The sequence below is a fragment of the Pseudomonas sp. RC4D1 genome (genome assembly GCF_018390395.1).
GTDB lineage: Bacteria > Pseudomonadota > Gammaproteobacteria > Pseudomonadales > Pseudomonadaceae > Aquipseudomonas > Aquipseudomonas danubii.
Genome location: NZ_JAHBAW010000001.1, coordinates 3,030,505 through 3,051,521 on the forward strand (window position 1 = coordinate 3,030,505; position 21,017 = coordinate 3,051,521).

Genomic DNA, 21,017 nt, shown 5'->3' on the forward strand with positions numbered 1-21,017 from the left:
GCGTATATCGTCCACAAGCGCCAACCCCAGCCCCCCGGCGCGAGGCAGCAAGACGTGAATGGAACAACCGCCCCCCCTGGACTAATCTTTGGCTGCGTCAGTCGGCGCCTGTCGTTGCCCCTTGCCCCAGTTCCTGCCAGGAGAACCGCCATCTCGAGCCTCGACACCGATCAACTGCGACACCTGCTGGCCCAGTGTTCACTGGGCGACCGCCGGGCCTTCGAAACCCTCTATCGCAGTGTTGCGCCACGCCTGCACGGCGTCGCCCTGCGCTTCATGGGCCGCCGCGATCTGGCCGAAGAGGTGCTGCAGGAAAGCTTCGTGCGTATCTGGAACAACGCCGTACGCTACCAGCCGCACTTGTCCGCGCCCCTGACCTGGATGGTCAACATCACCCGCAACCAGGCCATCGACCAGTTGCGCAAACACCGCGAACGGCCCCTGGGCGAACTCGAAGAACAACAGCTGGAGGATCAAAGCCCTTCAGCCCACGACCAACTGGACAGCGCCCGCGCCGCCCGGGCCCTGAACCGCTGCCTGGAAAGCCTCGACGGCATGCAGCGTCAGTCCATCACCGTGGCCTACTTCCAGGGCCTGTCCTGCTCGGAGCTGGCCGAACACCTGGCCGCGCCCCTGGGCTCGGTCAAATCCTGGATTCGTCGGGGCATGGAACGCCTGCGCCGATGCCTTGAATCATGAACTATCGAACCCCAGAACGCCGCCGCGCCCTGGCCGCCGACTACGCCATCGGCCTGATGCAGGGCGCCGCCCGCCGGCGCTTCGAAATGCTCCTGCTGGACGACCCGGCGCTGCGCGAAGAACTGGCGCAGTGGCAGGAAAGCCTCGCCAGCCTGACCGAAGCCCTGCCTGAAGCCGCGGTGCCGGAACGGGTCTGGGCGGGCATCCAGGCACGCATCGAACCGCAAGTGCTGCACGTACCGCTGAAGAATCCGCTGTGGATGCGCCTGCGTCTGGCGCTCGCCGCCTGCGCCGTGCTGGCGACCCTGTACATCGGCTTTATCCAGCAGAGCGATCAGGTGCGCTACAGCGCCACCCTGCTCAGCGCCGACCAGCAACCGGCCCTGCGGATCAAGGCCCATGCCCAGTACCTGCAAGTCGAACCCCTGACCCTGGCGGCTGTTGGCCTGGACCGCAGCCTGGAACTCTGGGCGATCCCTGCCGACGGCAAGCCGATTTCCCTCGGCGTGGTGCCGGTAGGCGGCCAAGGCAAGATCAACCTGAGCCCGGCCCAACGCGAACTGCTGGGCACCCCGATCGCCCTGGCCGTGAGCCTGGAACCCCACGGCGGCTCGCCTACCGGCCAACCCACCGGGCCGGTGTTGTACCAGGGGCAATTGGCGGCGCTGTAACAGGCACCTGCTGCCGCAGGAACGGGCTTGCCCGCGAACGTCGTCAGGGTAAACTCCGCGCCCAGGCCCCCCGTCGCATCCTTGCAGGCAGGCCCTTGCCTGCCATGCAAGCCCCCGCCTTGCCTGGCGCCATCAACAGAACGGACTCTTATGAAAGCTGCGCTCTACAGCGGTCTCCTGCTGGCCCTGGCAATCGCCGTCTTGCTCTGGCGAATTGGCACCCCGGTCGATAGCAGCCAATGCGCCAACACAGCCCCGGGGCCCCTGACCGGCTTCATCCGCCAGCACTTCAGCGATCGCCAGGGAGCCGACTGGCGCGACGACGGCAGTGCCTTGGGCATTCTTGGCGTTGCCGAGGCCCAGGCGTTCGTCCGCCAACCCGAGCGTTACTACTGCGAAGCCCTGAACCTGCTGCAGGACCCACGGCGAACCCAGACGGAAAAGGTGCATACCACGGCCCTGATGCTGTCCCTACCCCTCGACTACTACCTGGACCTCATGGACCGCAGCCACCAGCTGTATCAGCGCGGGGCCATGGACCGCCCCGTCCTGACCCTGGTGCTGATACCAAGAGGCACGGCGCTGAACTACTGGTGGCTGCCCCAGTGGCGCTCACGCTTCCAGCGGGATGCGCCAGGCATCCTGGCCGAGACCGACATAAAGGAAATCCTGAGTGGCGAACACTGGTTCGACTACCCGGGCAGAGGCTATTGACTCACCATCCGCAACCGTTACCGAGCACTCGCCGAACAACCGACAACTCCTGCAAGACATCCACCCCCCAACGCCTTGCTGCCTCACGCACCGGCGGCTTATAGTCCGCCGGTCGCTCAAATAGCGACCGGGTTTGGCGACCCGATGAACTTCGGTCAGAAGCGTCCTGCTTTGTTGGCAGGATGTTCTGCACCCGCAACGTTGCCGTTATGGCAGCTGTGCGTGGGAGACCTTCGGGTCTGCCGGTTCCGCAAGTTCCCGGTTCGCCAACCTGCGTACAGCTGCCACCCATCGTTTGGCGACGAATCCGTGGCGGTTCTCACTGAACTGCGGAGAACTTTCCATGAACCGTTACATGCCGATCACCGGCCACGACTGCAACATTCCCTCTCTACTGATCGATACCCAGGCGCCGCTGGACGTGCTCCATGAAGCCGCCGCCTTCCGTATCCGTGCCGTGACCCAGGTGCTGGAGCAACTGGCCTTGAGCGATGCGCTGGGCAAGGACCCGGTACTGGCCCAGGAGTTGGCCCAGCTCTGCGCCATTCCCCTGCGCGATGGCTGCGACCTGATGGATGTGCTGGGACGGCGCTTGCGCGCCACGCTGATCGCCTGACTGCAACCGCTGGATGTGGCGAGGGAGCTTGCTCCCGCTGGGGTGCGCAGCGCCCCCCGGTAGCGTCTACGCGGTGAGCCTGACAAGCCACGGCAATACGCTACGCGCCGGGGCGCCGGCCGGCCGGGCGGGAGCAAGCTCCCTCGCCACAGAAAAAACGCCGCGTTCTCGGCAAGAGAAGGCGGCGTTTTTCGTTATTGGCAGGCTTCAAGCCAAAGGCTGACGGTCCTCAGGCAGCGCTGAACAGCTTGTGCGGGTCAATGACGAATTTCTTCGGCACGCCGGCGTCGAACTCGCCATAGCCGCGCGGGGCATCGTCAAGGCTGATGACTTGCACGCCCACCACTTCGGCGATGTTGATGCGGTCCCACATGATGGCCTGCATCAGTTGGCGGTTGTACTTCATCACCGGGGTCTGGCCGGTGTGGAAGCTGTGGGACTTGGCCCAGCCCAGGCCGAAGCGGATGCTCAGGCTGCCCATCTTCGCCGCGGCATCCACCGCGCCCGGGTCTTCGGTGACGTAGAGGCCGGGAATGCCGATCTTGCCCGCCACCCGTACCACGCCCATCAGCGAGTTGAGCACGGTGGCCGGGGCTTCGTGCTGGGCACCGGCATGGCCGTGGCCACGGGCTTCGAAGCCCACGGCGTCCACCGCGCAGTCGACTTCCGGCTCGCCCAGCAGGGCGGCGATCTGTTCGTGCAGCGGGGTGTCCTTGGACAGGTCGGCAATTTCAAACCCCTGGGCCTTGGCGTGGGCCAGGCGCACCGGGTTGACGTCACCGACGATCACCACCGCCGCCCCCAGCAGGCGCGCAGACGCAGCGGCGGCCAGGCCGACCGGGCCGGCCCCGGCCACATAAACGCTGCTGCCCGGGCCAACGCCGGCAGTCACCGCGCCGTGATAACCGGTGGGCAGGATGTCGGAGAGGCAGGTCAGGTCGCGGATCTTCTCCATGGCCTTGTCGCGATCCGGCAGTTTCAGCAGGTTGAAGTCGGCGTAAGGCACCAGCACGTACTCGGCCTGGCCGCCGGTCCAGTCGCCCATGTCGACGTAGCCGTAGGCGCCACCGGCGCGGGCCGGGTTGACGGTCAGGCAGACCCCGGTGTGTTGCTCCTTGCAGGAACGGCAGCGCCCGCACGCCACGTTGAACGGCACCGACACCAGATCACCGATCTTCAGGTTCTCGACGTCGCTGCCCTTCTCGATCACTTCGCCAGTGATTTCATGACCCAGGACCAGGCCGACCTGGGCGGTGGTACGGCCACGGACCATGTGCTGGTCCGAACCGCAGATGTTGGTGGAGACTACGCGCAGGATGACGCCGTGCTCGATCTTCCTGCCGCGCGGGTCCTGCATTTTTGGATAGTCGATTTTCTGTACCTCGACCTTGCCGCTGCCCAGATACACGACACCACGATTACCAGACATGCTTTCACCTCGCTGTTGTTGTTATGGAACCGCGTTACCCAAAGGGGGAAACACGTGGATTGCTCGGGTACGGATGCTGTTTCGTTTTCAAAATCGCTTTCACGCAAACAGGCGCAACGCCTGTAGGAGCGAGCTTGCTCGCGAAGGGCTGCGCAGCAGCCCCAAGAATCATCAGAGCACCACCGTGCGGTTGCCGTTCAAGAACACCCGCCGTTCGATGTGGTAGCCCACCGCCCGGGCCAGGGTCAGGCCCTCGATGTCACGCCCCTTGGCGATCAGGTCTTCGGGGTAGTAACTGTGGTCCACCACTTCCACGCCCTGGGCGATGATCGGGCCTTCGTCCAGGTCGTTGTTGATGTAGTGCGCCGTGGCCCCCACCAGTTTCACCCCCTTGTTGTAAGCCTGGTGATAAGGCTTGGCGCCCTTGAAGCCCGGCAGCAGCGAGTGATGGATATTGATCGCCTTGCCATCGAGCTTGCGGCACAGCTCCGGCGACAGCACCTGCATGTAGCGGGCAAGGATCACCAGTTCGGCGCCGGACTCCTCGATCACCTGCCACACCTGACGCTCCTGGGACGGCTTGTCGTTGGGGTCGAGGGGGAAGTGGTGGTAGGGAATTTGGTGCCAGTCGGCCAGGGGCTTGAGGTCCGGGTGGTTGGACACCACCGCCACCACGTCCATGGGCAACTGGCCGATGCGCTGGCGATAGAGCAGGTCGTTGAGGCAGTGGTCGGCCTTGGAGACCATGATCACCACCTTCGGCCGGTAGTGCGGCGCGGTCAGCTCGAAGTTCATCGCGAAGGCTTTGGCGCGCTCGGCCAGCCCCTGACGAAAGCCCTGTTCGTCGAGGCCGTCGGGCTGGCGAAATTCCACGCGAATGAAAAAGCGGCCCGAGAGTCGGTCATCGAAGGAGTGGTGCTCGGTGACGTAGCAACCCTGCTCGAACAGAAAGCGGGTCACCGCGTCCACCGTGCCGAGCACGCTGGGGCAGTCGGCGGTGAGAATCCATGTATCGGGGGCGCGGCTCATCAGATGGGCTCCTGTTGACGAAAGCACTGTAGCCGCTGCCGAAGGCTGCGCTCGGCCCCGCAGGGGGCGACTCTTCGAGCCTTGTCGCAGCCCGCGGCAGCGGCCACAGGGTTAGGGTTCAGGCCTGGACGCTGAGGCCATATTCGGCGGCGGCATCCTGCAGCCACATCCACCAGTAATCGGAGAAGCTGCGGCGCACCAGCAACTCCCAGGTGTCTTCGCCGGTGCGGCGGATCACCAGTTGCGACTTGGCGAACACCGTGCCCACCGCCTTGCCCACCGGGAAGTTGTTGGGGTGCACGTCGTAGCTGGTGGACTTCATCAGCACCTGGCGCACGTTGGGGCCGGACAGTTCGAGGATCTGCTGGCCGCCGCTGACGTTGACGATCTGGATATGCAGGTCGCCCAGGGCGGCGCGCAGGTTCTGCTCGGCGGCGAATTCTTCGCCGCTGGGCACGATCAGCAGCCACTCATCCGGGCCCAGCCATTGCAGGCTGGTTTCACCCTTGACCACCACGCTCAGGGCACCCGGCAATTCGATGCCCAGGGCCTTGTGCACGCCGGCGGCGAAGGCCGGATCGTGGCCGTCGCCACGGATCGTCAGGTGACCGAGGAGTTTTTTCTCGCGCAGGATCACACCGGCGTTCTTGCGGCCCTTGCCCACCAGGCTCGGCAGGTCGGCGTGGTGCAAAGACGACTCGGCCTTGGCCCCGGTGGTGGGGCGCTGTTGGTAAACGTTGACTGCGGTCATGGAGCACCTGTCCTTTATTCTGTGGTCCGGTTCCGGTTGCCGCTGCCAGGGGCTGCGGTCGCGTGGGAACCGGGCGCAAGGTTTTGCATCCCGGGCAGGTCCTGCGGACCTTGGCGCAGCCTGCGGCAGCGGCTACAGGGTGCGTGCCCGGGTTCATGTCATATGTTCTGGCGGTCGCCCTTGGGGTCGAAGAACACCGAGGAAACGATTTCCGCCTCGATCACCCGGCCATCGGCCAGGGGCGCGAAGACCCGCTCGCCCAGGCGCTTGAGGCCGCCCTTGACCACGCCCAGGGCAAAGGAATAACCCAGGGAGTTGTGGGCATAGCTGGAGGTCACGTGACCGACCATGCTCATCGGGATCGCCTGCTTGGGGTTGAACACCAGTTGCGCGCCTTCCGGCAACCACTGGGTCGGGTCGATCGGCTTGAGGCCCACCAGTTGCTTGCGCTGCTCACGCACGCAGTCTTCACGGTTCATGCCGCGCCAGCCGATCCACGAGAACGGCTTGGTCCGGCCCACGCACCAACCCATGTTCAGGTCGTCCGGGGTCATCGAGCCGTCGGTGTCCTGGCCGACGATGATGAAACCCTTCTCGGCCCGCAGCACGTGCATGGTTTCGGTGCCGTAAGGGGTCAGGTTGTACTTCTTGCCAGCCTCGACAATCTGCTCCAGCACGCCCATGGCGTAGTCGGCCTGGACGTTGACCTCGTAGGACAGCTCGCCAGTGAACGAGATACGGAACACCCGCGCCGGCACGCCGCCCACCAGGCCTTCCTTCCAGGTCATGAACGGGAAGCCGTCCTTGTCCAGGTCGATGTCGGTGACTTCGCTCAGCAGCTTGCGGCTGTTGGGGCCCGACAGGGTCATGGTGGCCCAGTGGTCGGTGACCGAGGTGAAGTACACCTTGAGGTCCGGCCATTCGGTTTGCTGGTAGATCTCCAGCCACTGCAGCACGCGGGCCGCGCCGCCGGTGGTGGTGGTCATCAGGAAGTGGTTGTCGGCCAGACAGGCGGTGACACCGTCGTCGAAGACCATGCCGTCTTCCTTGCACATCAGGCCGTAGCGGGCCTTGCCCACGTCGAGCTTGGTCCAGGCGTTGGTGTAGATGCGGTTGAGGAATTCCCGGGCGTCCGGGCCCTGGATGTCGATCTTGCCCAGGGTCGAGGCGTCCAGCAGGCCGACGCTGTCGCGCACCGCCAGGCATTCACGCTTGACCGCGGCATGCAGGTCTTCGCCGTTTTTCGGGAAGTACCAGGGGCGCTTCCACTGGCCGACGTCTTCGAACTCGGCGCCATTCTTCACATGCCAGGCATGCAGCGCGGTGAAACGCACCGGCTCGAAGATGTGCCCGCAGTGCCGGCCGGCCACGGCGCCGAAGGTGATCGGCGTGTAGTTCGGGCGGAACATGGTGGTGCCCATCTGCGGGATGCTGACGTTCAGCGAACGGGCGGCAATGGCCAGGCCGTTGACGTTGCCCAGCTTGCCCTGGTCGGTGCCGAAGCCCAGCGCGGTGTAGCGCTTGACGTGCTCCACCGACTCGAAGCCCTCGCGGGTCGCCAGTTCGATGGCGGCGGCGGTGACGTCGTTCTGCAGGTCGACAAATTGCTTGGGCGCACGCGCGGTGCCTTTTTCATGGGGGACCTGGAACAGCGCCAGGGTCGGTTCTTCCAGGCGGGTCAGGGCTTTGGGCAGCACGCCCTCCACGCTCTGGAACCCGGCTTCGCTGGCGGCGCGCACACCGCCTTCGAAACCATCGGCCAGGGTGTCGCCGAGGCTGTAGACGCCGTTGATACCGCCGACACACACGCGTTTCTGCGGCGCTTCACCGGGCACGAAACCGAGGATGTCTTCACGCCACACCGGCTTGCCGCCCAGGTGCGAAGCCAGGTGCACCACCGGGCTGTAGCCGCCGGAGCTGGCGATCAGGTCGCAATCGAGCCATTCGCCGGGGCTGGTGACCTTGTGCGCCTTGACGTCGATGGCCGCTACGCGCGCGCCAGTCACGTGCTTGCTGCCACGGGCCTCGATCACCGCACTGGAAGTGAGGATGCGAATACCCTTGGCCCGGGCTTCTTCCACCAGGGCGCCGCGGGGGTTGTGCCGCGCATCGGCGATGGCCACCACTTGCAGGCTGGCGTCGAGCCAGTCCAGGGCCACGCGGTAGGCGTGGTCGTTGTTGGTGGACAGCAGCAGTTTCTTGCCCGGGGCCACGCCGTAGCGGCGCACGTAGGTGGACACCGCGCCGGCCAGCATGTTGCCCGGCACGTCGTTGTTGCCGTAGACCAGCGGCCGCTCATGGGCGCCGGTGGCCAGCACCACGCGCTTGGCGCGGACCCGGTGGATACGCTGGCGCACCTGGCCGATCGGCGCGCGGTCGCCGAGGTGATCGGTGAGACGCTCGTGAATGGTCAGGAAGTTATGGTCGTGGTAGCCGTTGACCGTGGCCCGTGGCAGCAGCAATACATCCGGCAGCGACTTGAGCTCGGCGACCACACTGGCCACCCACTCCACCGCCGGCTTGCCGTCCAGGCTTTCGCGGCTGTCCAGCAGGCTGCCGCCGAATTCTTCCTGCTCATCGGCCAGGATCACTCGGGCGCCACTGCGGGCAGCGGCCAGCGCAGCTGCAAGACCGGCCGGGCCGCCACCGACAATCAGCACGTCGCAGTGCTGGTTCATGTTGTCGTAGGTGTCCGGATCGTTCTCGGTGGGCGAGCGACCGAGGCCCGCCGCCTTGCGGATGTACTTCTCGTAGGTCATCCAGAACGATTGCGGGTACATGAAGGTTTTGTAGTAGAAGCCCGGCGGCATCAGCTTGCCGCCGACCTTGCCGAGAATCCCCATCATGTCGTTGTTGACGCTGGGCCAGCCGTTGGTGCTGGTGGCCACCAGGCCCTGGTACAGCGCCTGTTGGGTGGCGCGCACGTTGGGGATCTGGGTGGCTTCGGTGGCGCCGATCTGCAGCACCGCGTTGGGCTCTTCGCAGCCCGCGGCGAAGATGCCCCGGGGCCGGGAATACTTGAAGCTGCGACCGATGATGTCCACGCCGTTGGCCAATAGGGCCGAGGCCAGGGTGTCGCCCTCGAAGCCCTTGTAGGTCTGGCCGTTGAAGGTGAAGGTCAGGACTTTGTTGCGGTCGATGCGTCCGCCGTTGGACAGGCGATTGGTCTGGCTCATACCTTCTCTCCAGCAGCCTTGGCGGTGAACTGCGGTTTGGTGCCTATCTTGTAGGTTTCAAGAATTTCGTAGGTCACGGTGTCGCGGGTGGCGTTGAAGTACTGGCGGCAACCGGCGGCGTGAATCCACAGCTCGTGGTGCAGGCCGCGAGGGTTATCGCGGAAGAACATGTAGTCGCCCCACTCCTCGTCGGTGCAGGCGTTGGGGTCCAGCGGCCGGGGAATGTGCGCCTGGCCGGACGAGTGGAATTCCTCTTCGGAGCGCAGCTCGCCGCAGTGAGGACAGAAGATATGCAACATAGGGAGTTGTCCTTTTAGTGGGCGACCGCAGCAGCGCCGTGTTCGTCGATCAGCGCGCCGTTGTGGAAACGGTCGATGGAGAAAGGGGCGGCCAATGGATGCATCTCGCCCTTGGCCAGACTCGCGGCAAACACGTTGCCCGAGCCCGGGGTGGCCTTGAAGCCGCCGGTGCCCCAACCGCAGTTGAAGAACATGTTCGGCACCGGGGTCTTGGAAATGATCGGGCAGGCGTCCGGGCTGGTGTCGACGATGCCGCCCCACTGGCGGTTCATGCGCACTCGGGAGAGGACCGGGAACATCTCGACGATGGCCTGGATGGTGTGTTCGATCACCGGATAGGAGCCGCGCTGGCCGTAGCCGACCCAGCCGTCGATACCGGCGCCGATCACCAGGTCGCCCTTGTCCGACTGGCTGATATAGCCGTGCACCGCGTTGGACATGATCACGCTGTCGATGATCGGCTTGATCGGCTCCGACACCAGCGCTTGCAGCGGGTGGGATTCGATCGGCAGGCGGAAACCGGCGAGCTTGGCCATGTGCCCGGAGTTACCGGCGGTGACCACACCGACGCGCTTGGCGCCGATAAAGCCCTTGTTGGTCTCGACGCCGATGCACACGCCGTTTTCCTTGCGAAAACCGATGACTTCGGTCTGCTGGATCAGGTCCACGCCCAGGGCGTCGGCAGCCCGGGCAAAACCCCAGGCCACGGCGTCGTGACGGGCCACGCCGCCACGGCGCTGGACTGTGGCGCCGAGGATCGGGTAACGGGTGTTTTTCGAGCAATCCAGGTAGGGAATCTCGTCCGCCACCTGCTGGGTGTTGAGCAGCTCGCCATCGATGCCGTTGAGGCGGTTGGCGCTGACCCGGCGCTCGGAATCACGGATGTCCTGCAGGGTGTGGCACAGGTTGTAGACCCCGCGCTGGGAGAACATCACGTTGTAGTTGAGGTCCTGGGACAGGCCTTCCCACAACTTCATGGCGTGTTCGTAAAGCTGCGCCGACTCGTCCCACAGGTAGTTGGAACGCACGATGGTGGTGTTGCGCGCAGTGTTGCCGCCACCCAGCCAGCCCTTTTCCACCACCGCGACATTGGTGATGCCGTGTTCCTTGGCCAGGTAGTAGGCCGTGGCCAGGCCATGCCCGCCACCGCCGACGATGACCACGTCGTAGACCTTCTTCGGGGTCGGCGTGCGCCACATGCGCTGCCAGTTTTCATGGTGGCTGAGAGAGTGCTTGAAGAGGCCGAAGCCCGAATAGCGTTGCATAGTCATTGCTCCAGTTGCGGCTCTCAGCGGTAAACCGGGAAATCAGCGCACAGGGCTGCCACCTGGCGAGCGACATTGGCCTCGACGTCGGCATCGCCGAGGTGGTCGAGGATGTCGCAGATCCAACCGGCCAGTTCAGTGCACTGGGTGACCTTGAATCCGCGGGTGGTGACCGCCGGGGTGCCGATGCGCAGGCCGGAGGTGACAAACGGCGACTGCGGGTCGTTGGGCACGGCGTTCTTGTTCACGGTGATGTGGGCGCGGCCCAGGGCGGCGTCGGCATCCTTGCCGGTCAGGCCCTGACGGATCAGGCTGACCAGGAACAGATGGTTGTCGGTGCCACCGGACACTACATCGTAGCCGCGTTTGATAAATACGCCGGCCATGACCTGGGCGTTGTCGATCACCTGTTGCTGGTAGGCCTTGAACCCGGGCTCCAGCGCTTCCTTGAAGCACACCGCCTTGGCGGCGATCACGTGCATCAACGGACCGCCCTGGGCACCCGGGAACACCGCAGCGTTGAGTTTCTTCTCGATCTCTTCGTTGGCCTTGGCCAGGATCAGGCCACCACGGGGACCGCGCAGAGTCTTGTGGGTGGTGGTGGTGACCACGTCGGCATAAGGCAGCGGGTTGGGATACAGACCGGCGGCCACCAGCCCGGCGACGTGGGCCATGTCGACGAACAGCAGCGCCCCGACCTTGTCGGCAATCTGCCGGAAGCGCGGGAAGTCCAGGGTCTTGGAGTAGGCCGAGAAGCCGGCGACGATCATCTTCGGCTTATGTTCCACGGCCAGACGCTCGACCTCGTCGTAGTCGATCAGCCCGGTGCGGGTATCGATGCCGTACTGCACGGCGTTGTACAGCTTGCCCGAAGACGACACCTTGGCGCCGTGGGTCAAGTGGCCGCCATGGGCCAGGCTCATGCCGAGGATGGTGTCGCCGGCCTGCAGCAGCGCCAGGTACACCGCGCTGTTGGCGGAGGAACCGGAATGTGGCTGGACGTTGGCGTAATCGGCGCCGAACAGCTGCTTGGCGCGCTCGATGGCCAGGGCCTCGACCTTGTCCACATGCTCGCAGCCACCGTAGTAGCGCTTGCCCGGGTAGCCTTCGGCGTACTTGTTGGTCAGCCCGCTGCCTTGCGCCTGCATCACCCGCTTGCTGGTGTAGTTCTCCGACGCAATCAGCTCGATGTGATCTTCCTGGCGTTGTTCCTCGGCATTGATCGCCGCCAGCAGTGCATCGTCGTAACCCTGGATCTGGTCTTGCTTGCTGAACATCACGTCTCTCCCAGCGGCGGCGCTGCGCCTTTCGTCTCGGTGAGGCCAGCCTTAAAGCTGCGCCCTTTGGATGCGATGGTATGACCGGCAAGGGGAACTCAAATGCCTATGGACGCCACGCAAAGGTGCGTTTACGACATGCCTTGGCGCCCACGGACAAATGCCTCGGACCGCTGCCCAGTGAAGGCTCTGGATCGACGCCTTCAGGATCTCCGCGTCTGCTGCATCGCAATGCCGCCCAAGCCGTTCGCAGCCTGCGGCAGCGGCTACCCCCCCCCTGTAGCCGCTGCCGAGCTTCGGCGAGGCTGCGAAAAGGTCCGCAGGACCTTGCCTGGCGATCTCCAGCCACACCTCTACGCCTTCAAGATCGCCACGTCTGCTACGTCGCAATGCCGCCCAAGCCGTTCGCAGCCTGCGGCAGCGGCTACAGGAGTTGGCGCAAGGCCAGCAGCAGGAGAAAGTGCGCCGGGTACAGCAGGTAGGCCCAGCGGCGCATGGCCGGCACCGACCCGCCACGTAGCCCCCGCAGCAGCATCACTCCCAGCCACGGCGCCAGCAGACAAACGGCAATACCGCAGGTCGCCACCGGATTGCCCAGGCGCGCCGCCGGGAACAAGGTTTCCCACTGGTTGGCCGCCAGGCACAACGCCCCGGGCAACAGGCTGAAATACCAGGGGCGACGCAGCACCAGCAGCAAGGCCAGTGGCAGCAACACCCCGAAGGCGCCAAACATCAGCCAGCGGGAAAAACCCAGCGCCAGCAACAGGGCCACCAGGCCAAGCGCCATGGCCACTCCCCGACGCTGCTGCCAGCCCCGGGCCACCAGCAAGCCCAGGGCCAGGGTCGGCAGCACATTCAAGGTGTCGGGATCAGGAATGAACAGGCGATAGGGAATCTCGCTCAGCAGGCTGAACAGCAGCAGCCAGCCCAGGTAACGCCATGGTCCGGGCCGACGGTCGGTTTCAACCCTGGCCCGGGTCAGATTCACCGCCATCGCCAGGCAGAACCAGGGAAACGCCAGGCGCCCCGGCACGTACAGCCAGTCCAGGCTCAAGCCCACATACCGCAGGTGATCCAGCACCATGCTCAGCAGCGCCAGCCACTTCAGCGCATCCAGCGCCTCATCGCGCCGGCGGTTGTCGGTTTTCAGCATCGCATCACGCATAAATCCTTATGGGCCCTGCATTATTCCGGCATAAACAGAGCGTGTGCTGAGCCATTGTTCTTGGGTAAAGTGCGCACCATCATCGACCACGGAACTCTCTTACACGGAAGCCGGCCATGACCGACAAAAGCCAACAGTTCGCCAGCGACAACTACTCCGGCATCTGCCCCGAAGCCTGGGCCGCCATGGAGCAGGCCAACCACGGCCACGAGCGCGCTTACGGCGACGATCAGTGGACCGCTCGCGCCGCCGATCATTTCCGCAAGCTCTTTGAAACCGACTGCGAAGTGTTTTTCGCCTTCAACGGCACCGCCGCCAACTCCCTGGCCCTGTCGTCGCTGTGCCAGAGTTACCACAGCGTGATCTGCTCGGAAACCGCCCACGTCGAAACCGACGAATGCGGCGCTCCGGAGTTCTTCTCCAACGGTTCCAAACTGCTGATCGCCGGCACCCAGAACGGCAAGCTGACCCCGGAATCGATCCGCGAGATCGCCCTCAAGCGCCAGGACATCCACTATCCCAAGCCGCGGGTGGTGACCCTGACCCAGGCCACCGAAGTGGGCAGCGTCTACACCCCTGAAGAAGTGCGCGCCATCAGCGCCACCTGCAAGGAACTGGGGCTGAACCTGCACATGGACGGCGCGCGTTTCTCCAACGCCTGCGCCTTCCTCGGCTGCACCCCAGCGGAGCTGACCTGGAAGGCCGGCGTCGACGTGCTGTGCTTTGGCGGCACGAAAAACGGCATGGCGGTGGGTGAAGCGATCCTGTTCTTCAACCACAAGCTGGCGGAAGACTTCGACTACCGCTGCAAGCAGGCCGGCCAGCTGGCCTCGAAAATGCGCTTTCTCTCGGCGCCCTGGGTCGGCCTGCTGGAAAACGACGCCTGGCTCAAGCACGCCCGCCACGCCAACCACTGCGCGCAGTTGCTGGCCCAACTGGTGGCCGACATCCCTGGCGTGGAGCTGATGTTCCCGGTGCAGGCCAACGGCGTGTTCCTGCAACTCTCGGAACCGGCAATTGCCGCCCTGACGGCCAAGGGCTGGCGCTTCTACACCTTCATCGGCAAGGGCGGCGCGCGCTTCATGTGCTCCTGGGACACCGAAGAAGAGCGCGTGCGCGAACTGGCAGCGGACATTCGCACCGTCATGAGCGCCTGACCCATCCCTTTCGCATGTAGGAGCTGGCTGGCCAGCGAACAGGCCCGCAACCCGGGCGCCGGTCTCACAGGCGCCTTCGCCGGCAAGCCGGCTCTTACAATAGCCAGCGCACCTCCCGCCCCGCAGGAGCTGGCTGGCCAGCGAAAGCATCAGTTCACAAATTCCTGAACTGATTATTTGCCCCTGCTGATTCAACATCCGCCACCTTTATCCGAGACTCCGGGGTCGACCTATAAAAACAAAGGCTCCACCCATGACGACTCAGTCTTGCGTCACCGAAAAGGCCCAGTCTCCTGGCCTTGCGATCGAAACCCGTTCCATCGACTACGTGCCGCGCAACGAGCGCCACGGCAAGGTCTGGCACCAGGGACCGTTCTGGTTCACCGGCAACTTCGTGCTCACCACCATGGTCACCGGCTTCACCGGCGCGGCCCTGGGCCTGAGTCTGCCCTATGCCATCCTGGCGATCGTCATCGGTGTGTGCCTGGGCACCTTCTGCATGGCCTTCCACGCCAACCAGGGCCCGCGCATGGGCCTGCCGCAGATGATCCAGTCCCGCGCCCAGTTCGGCCTGCGCGGGGCCATCGTGCCGTTCACCGCGGTGGTGTTCGTCTACATCGGCTTCAACGTGTTCAACGTGATCCTCGCCACCGACGCCATCAACACGGTGATCCCCGGGGCCCGGGCGCCCTGGTACACCCTGATGATCGCCATCGCGGTGCTGATCGCAGTGGTTGGCCATGACCTGTTGCACACCGTGCAGCGCTGGCTGACCTACGTGATGATCAGCGTGTTCGCGGTGCTCACCGTCAGCGCCCTGCTGACCCTGCAGGCCGACTCGGCCCTGGCCGACCCGCAGTTTTCCTGGTCGGCGTTCCTGATCCAGCTGTCGGCCGCCGCCGGTTACCAGATCAGCTATTCGGTGTACGTCTCCGACTATTCGCGCTACCTGCCGCACCAGACGCCGTCGCGCCAGGTGATTTTCTGGACCTACCTGGGCGCCGCCGGCTCGGCCCTGTGGCTGATGTCCCTGGGGGCCTTCCTGGCCTCGGCCCTGCCCTCGCCGGACGCCATCGCCAGCGTGCGCGAAGTGGGCAACACCCTGATTCCAGGCTTCGGCACCTTCACCGTGCTGATCGCGGTGCCGGCTTTGGTGGGCATCATGGCGGTCAACTGCTATGGCGCCATGCTCACCGGCATCAGTGCCATCGACGGTTTCAAGTCGATCAAGCCCAACCTCAAGAGCCGGGTAACCGGCATCCTGCTGGTGGCGGTGGTGATCTTCCTGATCGCCATGAACATTCCCGAAAGCTACCTGGGCAGCTTCAACACCTTTGTCCTGCTGATGCTGTACTTCCTGGTGCCCTGGACCGCGGTCAACCTCGCGGACTTCTACCTGGTGCGCAAAGGCCGCTACGCCATCAGCCACATCTTCAATCCCGCCGGCATTTATGGCCGCTGGTCCAGCGCCGGGTTGCTGGCCTACTTCCTCGGTTTGCTGGCGATGGTGCCGTTCATGTCCCTGAGCTTCTACCAGGGCCCACTGTCCCAGGCCCTGGGCGGCGCCGACGTCGCCTTCGTGATTGGCCTGGCGGTGGCCGGGCTGGTCTACTGGGCGCTGACCCGCAACCTGGACCTGGAAGCCGAACGCCTGGCTATCCAGGCCAGCGAACAGCAACTGGAAGGAGGCGCGCAATGATCCCCCAGACATCCCTGAAAGTGGCCTGCCAGCAACTGGCACCACGAATCGGCGACCTGGACTACAACCGCACCCTCAGCACCGAGGCCATCCGCCAGGCCGCCGCCCGCGGCGCCCAAGTGGTGGTGCTGCCGGAGCTGGTGCAGAGCGGCTACGTGTTCCGCGACCTGCAAGAAGCCCTGGCGCTTTCGGAAAGCCTCGACGGGCCGACCTTGAGCCTGTGGAAAACCCTGGCCGAACAACTGCAGGTGGTGATTGTCGGCGGCTTCTGCGAGCGCCTGGACGATCAGCGAGTGGCCAACAGCGCCGCCCTGATCGAGCCTGAAGGAACGCTGACGGTGTATCGCAAGGCGCACCTGTGGGACCGGGAAAACCTGATCTTCACCCCGGGCGACGAGCCGCCCCCCGTGGTGCCCACCCGCTTCGGGCCGATCGCCATGATGATCTGCTACGACCTGGAGTTCCCCGAATGGGTGCGCCTGCCAGCCCTGGCCGGGGCGGCGCTTTTATGCGCGCCGGTGAACTGGCCGGACGGCCCGCGCCCGGCCAGCGAGCGGCCGGCGGAGATGGTCCGGGTCCAGGCCAACGCGGCGGTCAACCGGATGTTCATCGCCGCCTGCGACCGCTGCGTCGAAGAGCGCGGGGTGAACTGGGTGGGCGGCTCGACCATCGTCGATGCCGATGGCTATCCGTTGGCGGGCAAGAATCGGGAAAACGGGCAGCAGTTGCTGCTGGCGGAGCTGGAGCTGGCCCAGGCCTGGCACAAGTCCATCAGTGAACATAACCATGTGCACCTGGATCGGCGGCCGGCGTTGTATCAGTAGCCGGGTTGCCCCTGTTCGCTGGCAAGCCAGCTCCTACAGCAGATGGGTGTAGGAACCGGCTTGCCGGCGATCAGAACTCCACGCGCACGTCGCCCTTGGGCACGCTGCAGCAAGACAGGATGTAGCCTTCGGCTTCGTCTTCCTCGGTGATCCCGCCGTTGTGTTCCATCACCACTTCGCCGCCCAGCTTGAGTACCTTGCAGGTGCCGCAGATGCCCATGCCGCAGGCCTTGGGGATCATCAGGCCGAGCTTGGCTGCGGCCGCGTGCACGGTTTCCCCTGGGGCCACGCGGATGCTCTTGCCGGAGGCGGTGAACTCCACCTGATGCAGGTCGGCGACATCCACTTCCGGCGCCTCGGCCGCCTGTTCGGCGTGTTCCACGGCGTCGGCCCGGGCTTCGGGCGGGGTCGCGCCGAAGGATTCCTCGTGGTAGCGCGCCATGTCGAAACCAGCAGCTTCCAGCAGGCGCTTGACCGCATTCATGTAGGGCGTCGGCCCGCAGCAGAACACTTCCCGCTCCAGGAAGTCCGGGGCCATCAGTTCCAGCATCTTGTGGTTCAGGTAGCCGCGATAGCCGGCCCAGGGCTCGCCCAGGCCGTGTTTCTCGCAGATCAGGTGCAGGCTGAAGTTGTCGATCCGCGACGCCATGTGTTCCAGCTCGCGGTGGTAAATGATGTCCTTGGGTGAGCGGGCGCTGTGGATGAACACCATGTCGACGTTGCCGTTGGTGTCGTAGAACCAGCGCGCCATGGACATCACCGGGGTGATGCCGACGCCGCCGCTGAGGTAAAGCACTTTCGGGCTGGGGAAATCGATGGCGTTGAACAGCCCCACCGGCCCGTGCACCGCCAGTTCCTGGCCTTCATGCAAGGTGTCGTGCAACCAGTTGGAGACCTTGCCGCCCGGCACGCGCTTGATGGTCACCGAGAAGCTGTAGGGCACCGATGGCGAGCTGGAGATGGTGTAGGAACGCATCACCGGCTGGCCTTCGATCTCCAGCTCCAGGGTGACGAACTGCCCCGGTTTGAAGAAGAACATGATCGGCTGGTCGGCCATGAAGCAGAAGGTCCGCACATCCCAGGTTTCCTGGATGACTTTGACGCAACGGACGATGTGACGGCCATTGGCCCAGGTCTGGGTGGTTACCGGGTTGAGGAAGGTGTTGGACATGCTGTTCTCCACGGCCGACAGTCGGCGTCTTGTCAGCGATTCTGCGTAAGGCTTCTCGCGCCCATTTACCTATCTGCGACATTCACATGCTTATCGCGACCAGCCCCCAGTTACAGGGGCTCCCCCGTCGGGAACAGATTGGGCCATGTCGCCCATGGATAAGGTTCAAGGCGCCCGCGGACCCACACTCGCCTCAAACACGACAACCGATTTTTCGTGACTTGCGTAGCACCCACCGTAGCCACTATTTAATTCGCCGGCCGCACCGAACGGCCATGAGGACTTGAACGATGGACGTCACCGCAACCCTGAGCTTGGGCGATCCACTGGAACCTGCACGCAAGGCCACTGCACAGATGCTGCAGGAGCGCGAGCGGACCTTCTCCCTGCCGCAGCCTTTCTACTGCGACGACAGGCTGTTCGATATCGACATGCAGGAGATTTTCCAGAAGGAATGGCTGATCGCCGGCATGACCTGCGAGATTCCTACCAAGGGCAACTACATCACCCTGCAGATCGGCAAGAACCCGATCATTGTCATCCGCGGCGCTGACGGTGTGGTCCACGCCTTCCACAACGTCTGCCGCCACCGCGGCTCGCGGCTGTGCACCAGCGACAAGGGCAAGGTGGCCAAGCTGGTCTGCCACTACCACCAGTGGACCTACGAACTGGACGGGCGCCTGCTGTTCGCCGGCACCGAGATGGGCGCCGACTTCGACATGAAGCAATACGGCCTGAAACCGGTGAACGTGAAAACCGCCGGCGGCTACATCTTCATTTCCCTGGCCGAGAATCCGCCGGCCATCGACGACTTCCTCTCCACGCTGGCCCATTACATGGAGCCCTACGACATGGAGAACACCAAGGTGGCGGTGCAGACCACCTTGCACGAAAAGGCCAACTGGAAGCTGGTACTGGAGAACAACCGCGAGTGCTACCACTGCGTCGGCTCGCACCCGGAGTTGCTGAAAACCCTGCTGGAATGGGACGACGTCACCGACCCCCGCGCCGACCAGGCGTTCAAGGACCATGTGGCCGCGTCCGCCGCCGCCTGGGAAGCCGAGAAGATCCCCTACGCTCACGCCAGCTTCGGCCTGCGCAATCGCATCGTGCGCATGCCCCTGCTCAAGGGCACCGTGTCCATGACCCTGGACGGCAAGCAGGGCTGCGCCAAGCTGATGGGACGGATCAAGAACCCGGACCTGGGCTCGATGCGCATCCTGCACCTGCCGCACTCGTGGAACCACTGCATGGGCGACCACATCATCGTGTTCACCGTGTGGCCCATCAGCGCTCAGGAAACCATCGTCACCACCAAGTGGATCGTGCACAAGGACGCGGTGGAAGGCGTGGACTACGACGTCGAGCGCATGCGCCAGGTGTGGGACGCCACCAACGCCCAGGACCGGCGCCTGGCGGAAGAAAACCAGCGTGGCATAAACTCCACCGCCTACCAGCCGGGCCCGTACTCCAAGACCTATGAGTTCGGTGTGGTCAACTTCGTCGACTGGTACAGCGAGCGCATGCTGAGCAACCTCGGCGCAGAACCGGCGCCTTATCTCAAGGGCGTGCCGGTCACTGGCTGATACCGCAGGAGTTCGGCAGCGGCGACAGGATTATGTAGCCGCTGCCGCAGGCTGCGAACGGCTTGGGCGGCATTGCGACGCAGCGAGTTTGAGAGCGCTTGAGGTCCGGCGGAAAACCGTCAAGCAAGGTCCTGCGGACCTTGTCGCAGCCTCGCGGGCTCGGCAGCGGCTACAGGGCCTTCAGGGCCTTCAGGGCCGTGACCAACTGACCGCGCCGGTCTCGCCAATGAAGTCTTCGCTGATCTGCGAGCCGTTCAACTTCACTCTCACATAACCATTGCGTACCCGCAGCGGGTAGTTCGGATCATCCGCCGATAGGGTTTCCGACCACAGCACCTGAGGGTTGCCTTTCAATTCGCGGGTGACGCCATAGGGAATCGCCCCGTGGCCGATGCAGCGCCCGTACATACCGTCCTTGGGCGCATAGCAGATGCCGTTGTGCAGGTGCCCCCAGTACCAGTAGTCCGGAACCCGGCCCAGGGCCGCGACCACCTGTTTGTTCAGCGCGGTCTGCTGCTGGCCGCTGATATCCAGCCCCTGGTGATGACTGAGGACCATGATCTTGCGCCCCTGCCCCTTGCTCGCCACCAGGTCCTTGAGCCATTGCTGCTGCGGGGGATTGAGGTTGCCGTCCATGTACAGGTTCATTTCATCGGCGGCATAGGCGCTGTCCAGGCCGACGATCAGCCAGTGGCTGTTGAACAGGGCGAAGTAGCTGGTGCCTTGCTGCTTGGGAAACAGCGCGGCGATCTCGGCAAAGTAGCCATGGGCACCGCTGTACATTTCATGGTTGGAGTTGAGGCTGAATGACGCCTGGCGGCCCATGGGCCAGTCGGCAAGGTCGGCGTTCTCTTCGCTGCCGGTACCGGCGTAATACACATCTCCCAGGTGGACGGTGAAATCCGGCTGGTCCTGCTTGATCAGGTCCGCCACACGTTGCGCCGCCGAATTGGGTTGGAAGTAACCGGTGCCCCAATCCCCGGCCATGTCCAGCAGCACGTTGTCGGCCATCTCGATCAGCGCCGGGGTGGTGCCGAAGGTCGCGTGCTTGCGCAGGTTCTCGATCCAGTTGAGCAAGGCCTCGCTCCAGCGCAGGTCCAGCAGCTCCCATTGGCGACAACCCAGCAGGGTGCCGTCCTTCATCACCTGGGTCTGCAGCTCGGCCACCGTTTGCGGCAAGGGCTTGGCGTTCCCCAGGTGCAGGACCGACAGGCCGTGGGCCAGCTCCCAGGGCACCGGCGCCTGACCGGGGGGCAAGTCGCCGTGAATCAGGGCGTACTGCGCCTGGTCATGGGCGCGCTGCAGCAGTTGCACGATCGCTTGCAGCTCCTTCGGTTCAAGCTCGCTACGGAGTTTTTTCCAGGCCAGCTCGAGTCTGGCCAGCAGCCCGTCGACCCGGGCTTTGACCTGTTCGTATTCATGTTCCAGATTGCTCACAAATGACATGCCGGCATCCCTCTTGATGGTCCCTTTGCCCAAACGCCGAACG

At 64.4% G+C, this 21,017-nt stretch carries 18 protein-coding genes; 8 read left to right on the forward strand and 10 right to left on the reverse strand.

The window, feature by feature from the left end; genetic code table 11:
* Positions 1–54: 54 nt before the first annotated feature.
* The 4 genes from KHO49_RS14075 (at position 55) to KHO49_RS14090 (ending at position 2,700) form a co-directional block, all read left to right on the forward strand.
* Positions 55–699 (forward strand): sigma-70 family RNA polymerase sigma factor, encoded by a 645-nt coding sequence (locus KHO49_RS14075; RefSeq protein WP_102881080.1) that lies wholly within the window; start codon positions 55–57, stop codon positions 697–699.
* Positions 696–1,370, forward strand: a complete 675-nt coding sequence (locus KHO49_RS14080) for an anti-sigma factor (RefSeq protein WP_047306410.1) — start codon at positions 696–698, stop codon at positions 1,368–1,370. The genes KHO49_RS14075 and KHO49_RS14080 overlap by 4 nt, the downstream gene beginning before the upstream one ends.
* Before the next feature lie 150 nt (positions 1,371–1,520).
* Complete coding sequence (locus KHO49_RS14085; RefSeq protein ID WP_213665182.1) at positions 1,521–2,084, forward strand: hypothetical protein; 564 nt, start codon at positions 1,521–1,523, stop codon at positions 2,082–2,084.
* 343 nt (positions 2,085–2,427) lie between these two features.
* On the forward strand, positions 2,428–2,700 hold the full coding sequence (locus KHO49_RS14090) for a hypothetical protein (protein WP_047306413.1): 273 nt from the start codon (positions 2,428–2,430) through the stop codon (positions 2,698–2,700).
* Between the two features lie 229 nt (positions 2,701–2,929).
* Here the strand turns inward: KHO49_RS14090 and fdhA are convergent, their stop codons facing one another.
* The 8 genes from fdhA to KHO49_RS14130 form a co-directional block, all read right to left on the reverse strand.
* Positions 2,930–4,129, reverse strand: a complete 1,200-nt coding sequence (gene fdhA / locus KHO49_RS14095; protein WP_047306414.1) for a formaldehyde dehydrogenase, glutathione-independent — start codon at positions 4,127–4,129, stop codon at positions 2,930–2,932.
* A gap of 171 nt (positions 4,130–4,300) precedes the next feature.
* Positions 4,301–5,158, reverse strand: a complete 858-nt coding sequence (gene purU / locus KHO49_RS14100; RefSeq protein ID WP_161758537.1) for a formyltetrahydrofolate deformylase — start codon at positions 5,156–5,158, stop codon at positions 4,301–4,303.
* A gap of 118 nt (positions 5,159–5,276) precedes the next feature.
* On the reverse strand, positions 5,277–5,909 hold the full coding sequence (locus tag KHO49_RS14105; RefSeq protein WP_047306416.1) for a sarcosine oxidase subunit gamma: 633 nt from the start codon (positions 5,907–5,909) through the stop codon (positions 5,277–5,279).
* A 158-nt stretch (positions 5,910–6,067) separates the two neighbouring features.
* Complete coding sequence (locus tag KHO49_RS14110; protein ID WP_110594433.1) at positions 6,068–9,085, reverse strand: sarcosine oxidase subunit alpha; 3,018 nt, start codon at positions 9,083–9,085, stop codon at positions 6,068–6,070.
* Positions 9,082–9,384 (reverse strand): sarcosine oxidase subunit delta, encoded by a 303-nt coding sequence (locus KHO49_RS14115; protein ID WP_011063902.1) that lies wholly within the window; start codon positions 9,382–9,384, stop codon positions 9,082–9,084. The genes KHO49_RS14110 and KHO49_RS14115 overlap by 4 nt, the downstream gene beginning before the upstream one ends.
* A 14-nt stretch (positions 9,385–9,398) precedes the next feature.
* On the reverse strand, positions 9,399–10,649 hold the full coding sequence (locus KHO49_RS14120) for a sarcosine oxidase subunit beta family protein (protein WP_016964291.1): 1,251 nt from the start codon (positions 10,647–10,649) through the stop codon (positions 9,399–9,401).
* 23 nt (positions 10,650–10,672) lie between these two features.
* Complete coding sequence (locus tag KHO49_RS14125; protein WP_213665183.1) at positions 10,673–11,926, reverse strand: serine hydroxymethyltransferase; 1,254 nt, start codon at positions 11,924–11,926, stop codon at positions 10,673–10,675.
* A 424-nt stretch (positions 11,927–12,350) separates the two neighbouring features.
* Complete coding sequence (locus KHO49_RS14130) at positions 12,351–13,091, reverse strand: TraX family protein (protein WP_213665184.1); 741 nt, start codon at positions 13,089–13,091, stop codon at positions 12,351–12,353.
* A gap of 116 nt (positions 13,092–13,207) precedes the next feature.
* On the opposite strand from KHO49_RS14130, the gene KHO49_RS14135 reads away from it, so the two are divergent.
* From KHO49_RS14135 to KHO49_RS14145, 3 genes are all read left to right on the forward strand, one after another.
* Positions 13,208–14,248 carry a threonine aldolase family protein gene (locus KHO49_RS14135; protein ID WP_102881086.1) on the forward strand — a complete coding sequence of 347 codons (1,041 nt, stop codon included), beginning with the start codon at positions 13,208–13,210 and terminating at the stop codon, positions 14,246–14,248.
* A 253-nt stretch (positions 14,249–14,501) separates the two neighbouring features.
* Entirely contained in the window at positions 14,502–15,947 is a 1,446-nt protein-coding gene (locus KHO49_RS14140; protein ID WP_102881087.1) for a purine-cytosine permease family protein, read from the forward strand.
* The gene (locus tag KHO49_RS14145) at positions 15,944–16,771 is read left to right on the forward strand and encodes a nitrilase-related carbon-nitrogen hydrolase (protein ID WP_213665185.1); all 828 of its coding nucleotides are present in this window, start codon (positions 15,944–15,946) and stop codon (positions 16,769–16,771) included. Before KHO49_RS14140 ends, KHO49_RS14145 begins: the two co-directional genes overlap by 4 nt.
* A 70-nt stretch (positions 16,772–16,841) precedes the next feature.
* On the opposite strand, the gene gbcB is transcribed toward KHO49_RS14145, so the two are convergent.
* Entirely contained in the window at positions 16,842–17,942 is a 1,101-nt protein-coding gene (gene gbcB, locus KHO49_RS14150) for a glycine betaine monooxygenase reductase subunit (RefSeq protein ID WP_102881089.1), read from the reverse strand.
* Positions 17,943–18,232: 290 nt separating this feature from the next.
* On the opposite strand from gbcB, the gene gbca reads away from it, so the two are divergent.
* Complete coding sequence (gbca, locus tag KHO49_RS14155; protein ID WP_102881090.1) at positions 18,233–19,528, forward strand: glycine betaine monooxygenase oxygenase subunit; 1,296 nt, start codon at positions 18,233–18,235, stop codon at positions 19,526–19,528.
* 189 nt (positions 19,529–19,717) lie between these two features.
* Here the strand turns inward: gbca and KHO49_RS14160 are convergent, their stop codons facing one another.
* Complete coding sequence (locus KHO49_RS14160) at positions 19,718–20,974, reverse strand: metallophosphoesterase family protein (protein ID WP_213665186.1); 1,257 nt, start codon at positions 20,972–20,974, stop codon at positions 19,718–19,720.
* Between the last annotated feature and the right edge of the window lie 43 nt (positions 20,975–21,017).

What these genes read in the sequence shown, in the direction of transcription:
- KHO49_RS14080 (WP_047306410.1), top strand. Translation starts at nt 696, where the DNA reads ATGAACTATCGAACCCCAGAACGCCGCCGCGCCCTGGCCGCCGACTAC.
- KHO49_RS14085 (WP_213665182.1), top strand. Translation starts at nt 1,521, where the DNA reads ATGAAAGCTGCGCTCTACAGCGGTCTCCTGCTGGCCCTGGCAATCGCC.
- KHO49_RS14090 (WP_047306413.1), top strand. Translation starts at nt 2,428, where the DNA reads ATGAACCGTTACATGCCGATCACCGGCCACGACTGCAACATTCCCTCT.
- fdhA (WP_047306414.1), bottom strand. Translation starts at nt 4,129, where the DNA reads ATGTCTGGTAATCGTGGTGTCGTGTATCTGGGCAGCGGCAAGGTCGAG.
- purU (WP_161758537.1), bottom strand. Translation starts at nt 5,158, where the DNA reads ATGAGCCGCGCCCCCGATACATGGATTCTCACCGCCGACTGCCCCAGC.
- KHO49_RS14105 (WP_047306416.1), bottom strand. Translation starts at nt 5,909, where the DNA reads ATGACCGCAGTCAACGTTTACCAACAGCGCCCCACCACCGGGGCCAAG.
- KHO49_RS14110 (WP_110594433.1), bottom strand. Translation starts at nt 9,085, where the DNA reads ATGAGCCAGACCAATCGCCTGTCCAACGGCGGACGCATCGACCGCAAC.
- KHO49_RS14115 (WP_011063902.1), bottom strand. Translation starts at nt 9,384, where the DNA reads ATGTTGCATATCTTCTGTCCTCACTGCGGCGAGCTGCGCTCCGAAGAG.
- KHO49_RS14120 (WP_016964291.1), bottom strand. Translation starts at nt 10,649, where the DNA reads ATGCAACGCTATTCGGGCTTCGGCCTCTTCAAGCACTCTCTCAGCCAC.
- KHO49_RS14125 (WP_213665183.1), bottom strand. Translation starts at nt 11,926, where the DNA reads ATGTTCAGCAAGCAAGACCAGATCCAGGGTTACGACGATGCACTGCTG.
- KHO49_RS14130 (WP_213665184.1), bottom strand. Translation starts at nt 13,091, where the DNA reads ATGCGTGATGCGATGCTGAAAACCGACAACCGCCGGCGCGATGAGGCG.
- KHO49_RS14135 (WP_102881086.1), top strand. Translation starts at nt 13,208, where the DNA reads ATGACCGACAAAAGCCAACAGTTCGCCAGCGACAACTACTCCGGCATC.
- KHO49_RS14140 (WP_102881087.1), top strand. Translation starts at nt 14,502, where the DNA reads ATGACGACTCAGTCTTGCGTCACCGAAAAGGCCCAGTCTCCTGGCCTT.
- KHO49_RS14145 (WP_213665185.1), top strand. Translation starts at nt 15,944, where the DNA reads ATGATCCCCCAGACATCCCTGAAAGTGGCCTGCCAGCAACTGGCACCA.
- gbcB (WP_102881089.1), bottom strand. Translation starts at nt 17,942, where the DNA reads ATGTCCAACACCTTCCTCAACCCGGTAACCACCCAGACCTGGGCCAAT.
- gbca (WP_102881090.1), top strand. Translation starts at nt 18,233, where the DNA reads ATGGACGTCACCGCAACCCTGAGCTTGGGCGATCCACTGGAACCTGCA.
- KHO49_RS14160 (WP_213665186.1), bottom strand. Translation starts at nt 20,974, where the DNA reads ATGTCATTTGTGAGCAATCTGGAACATGAATACGAACAGGTCAAAGCC.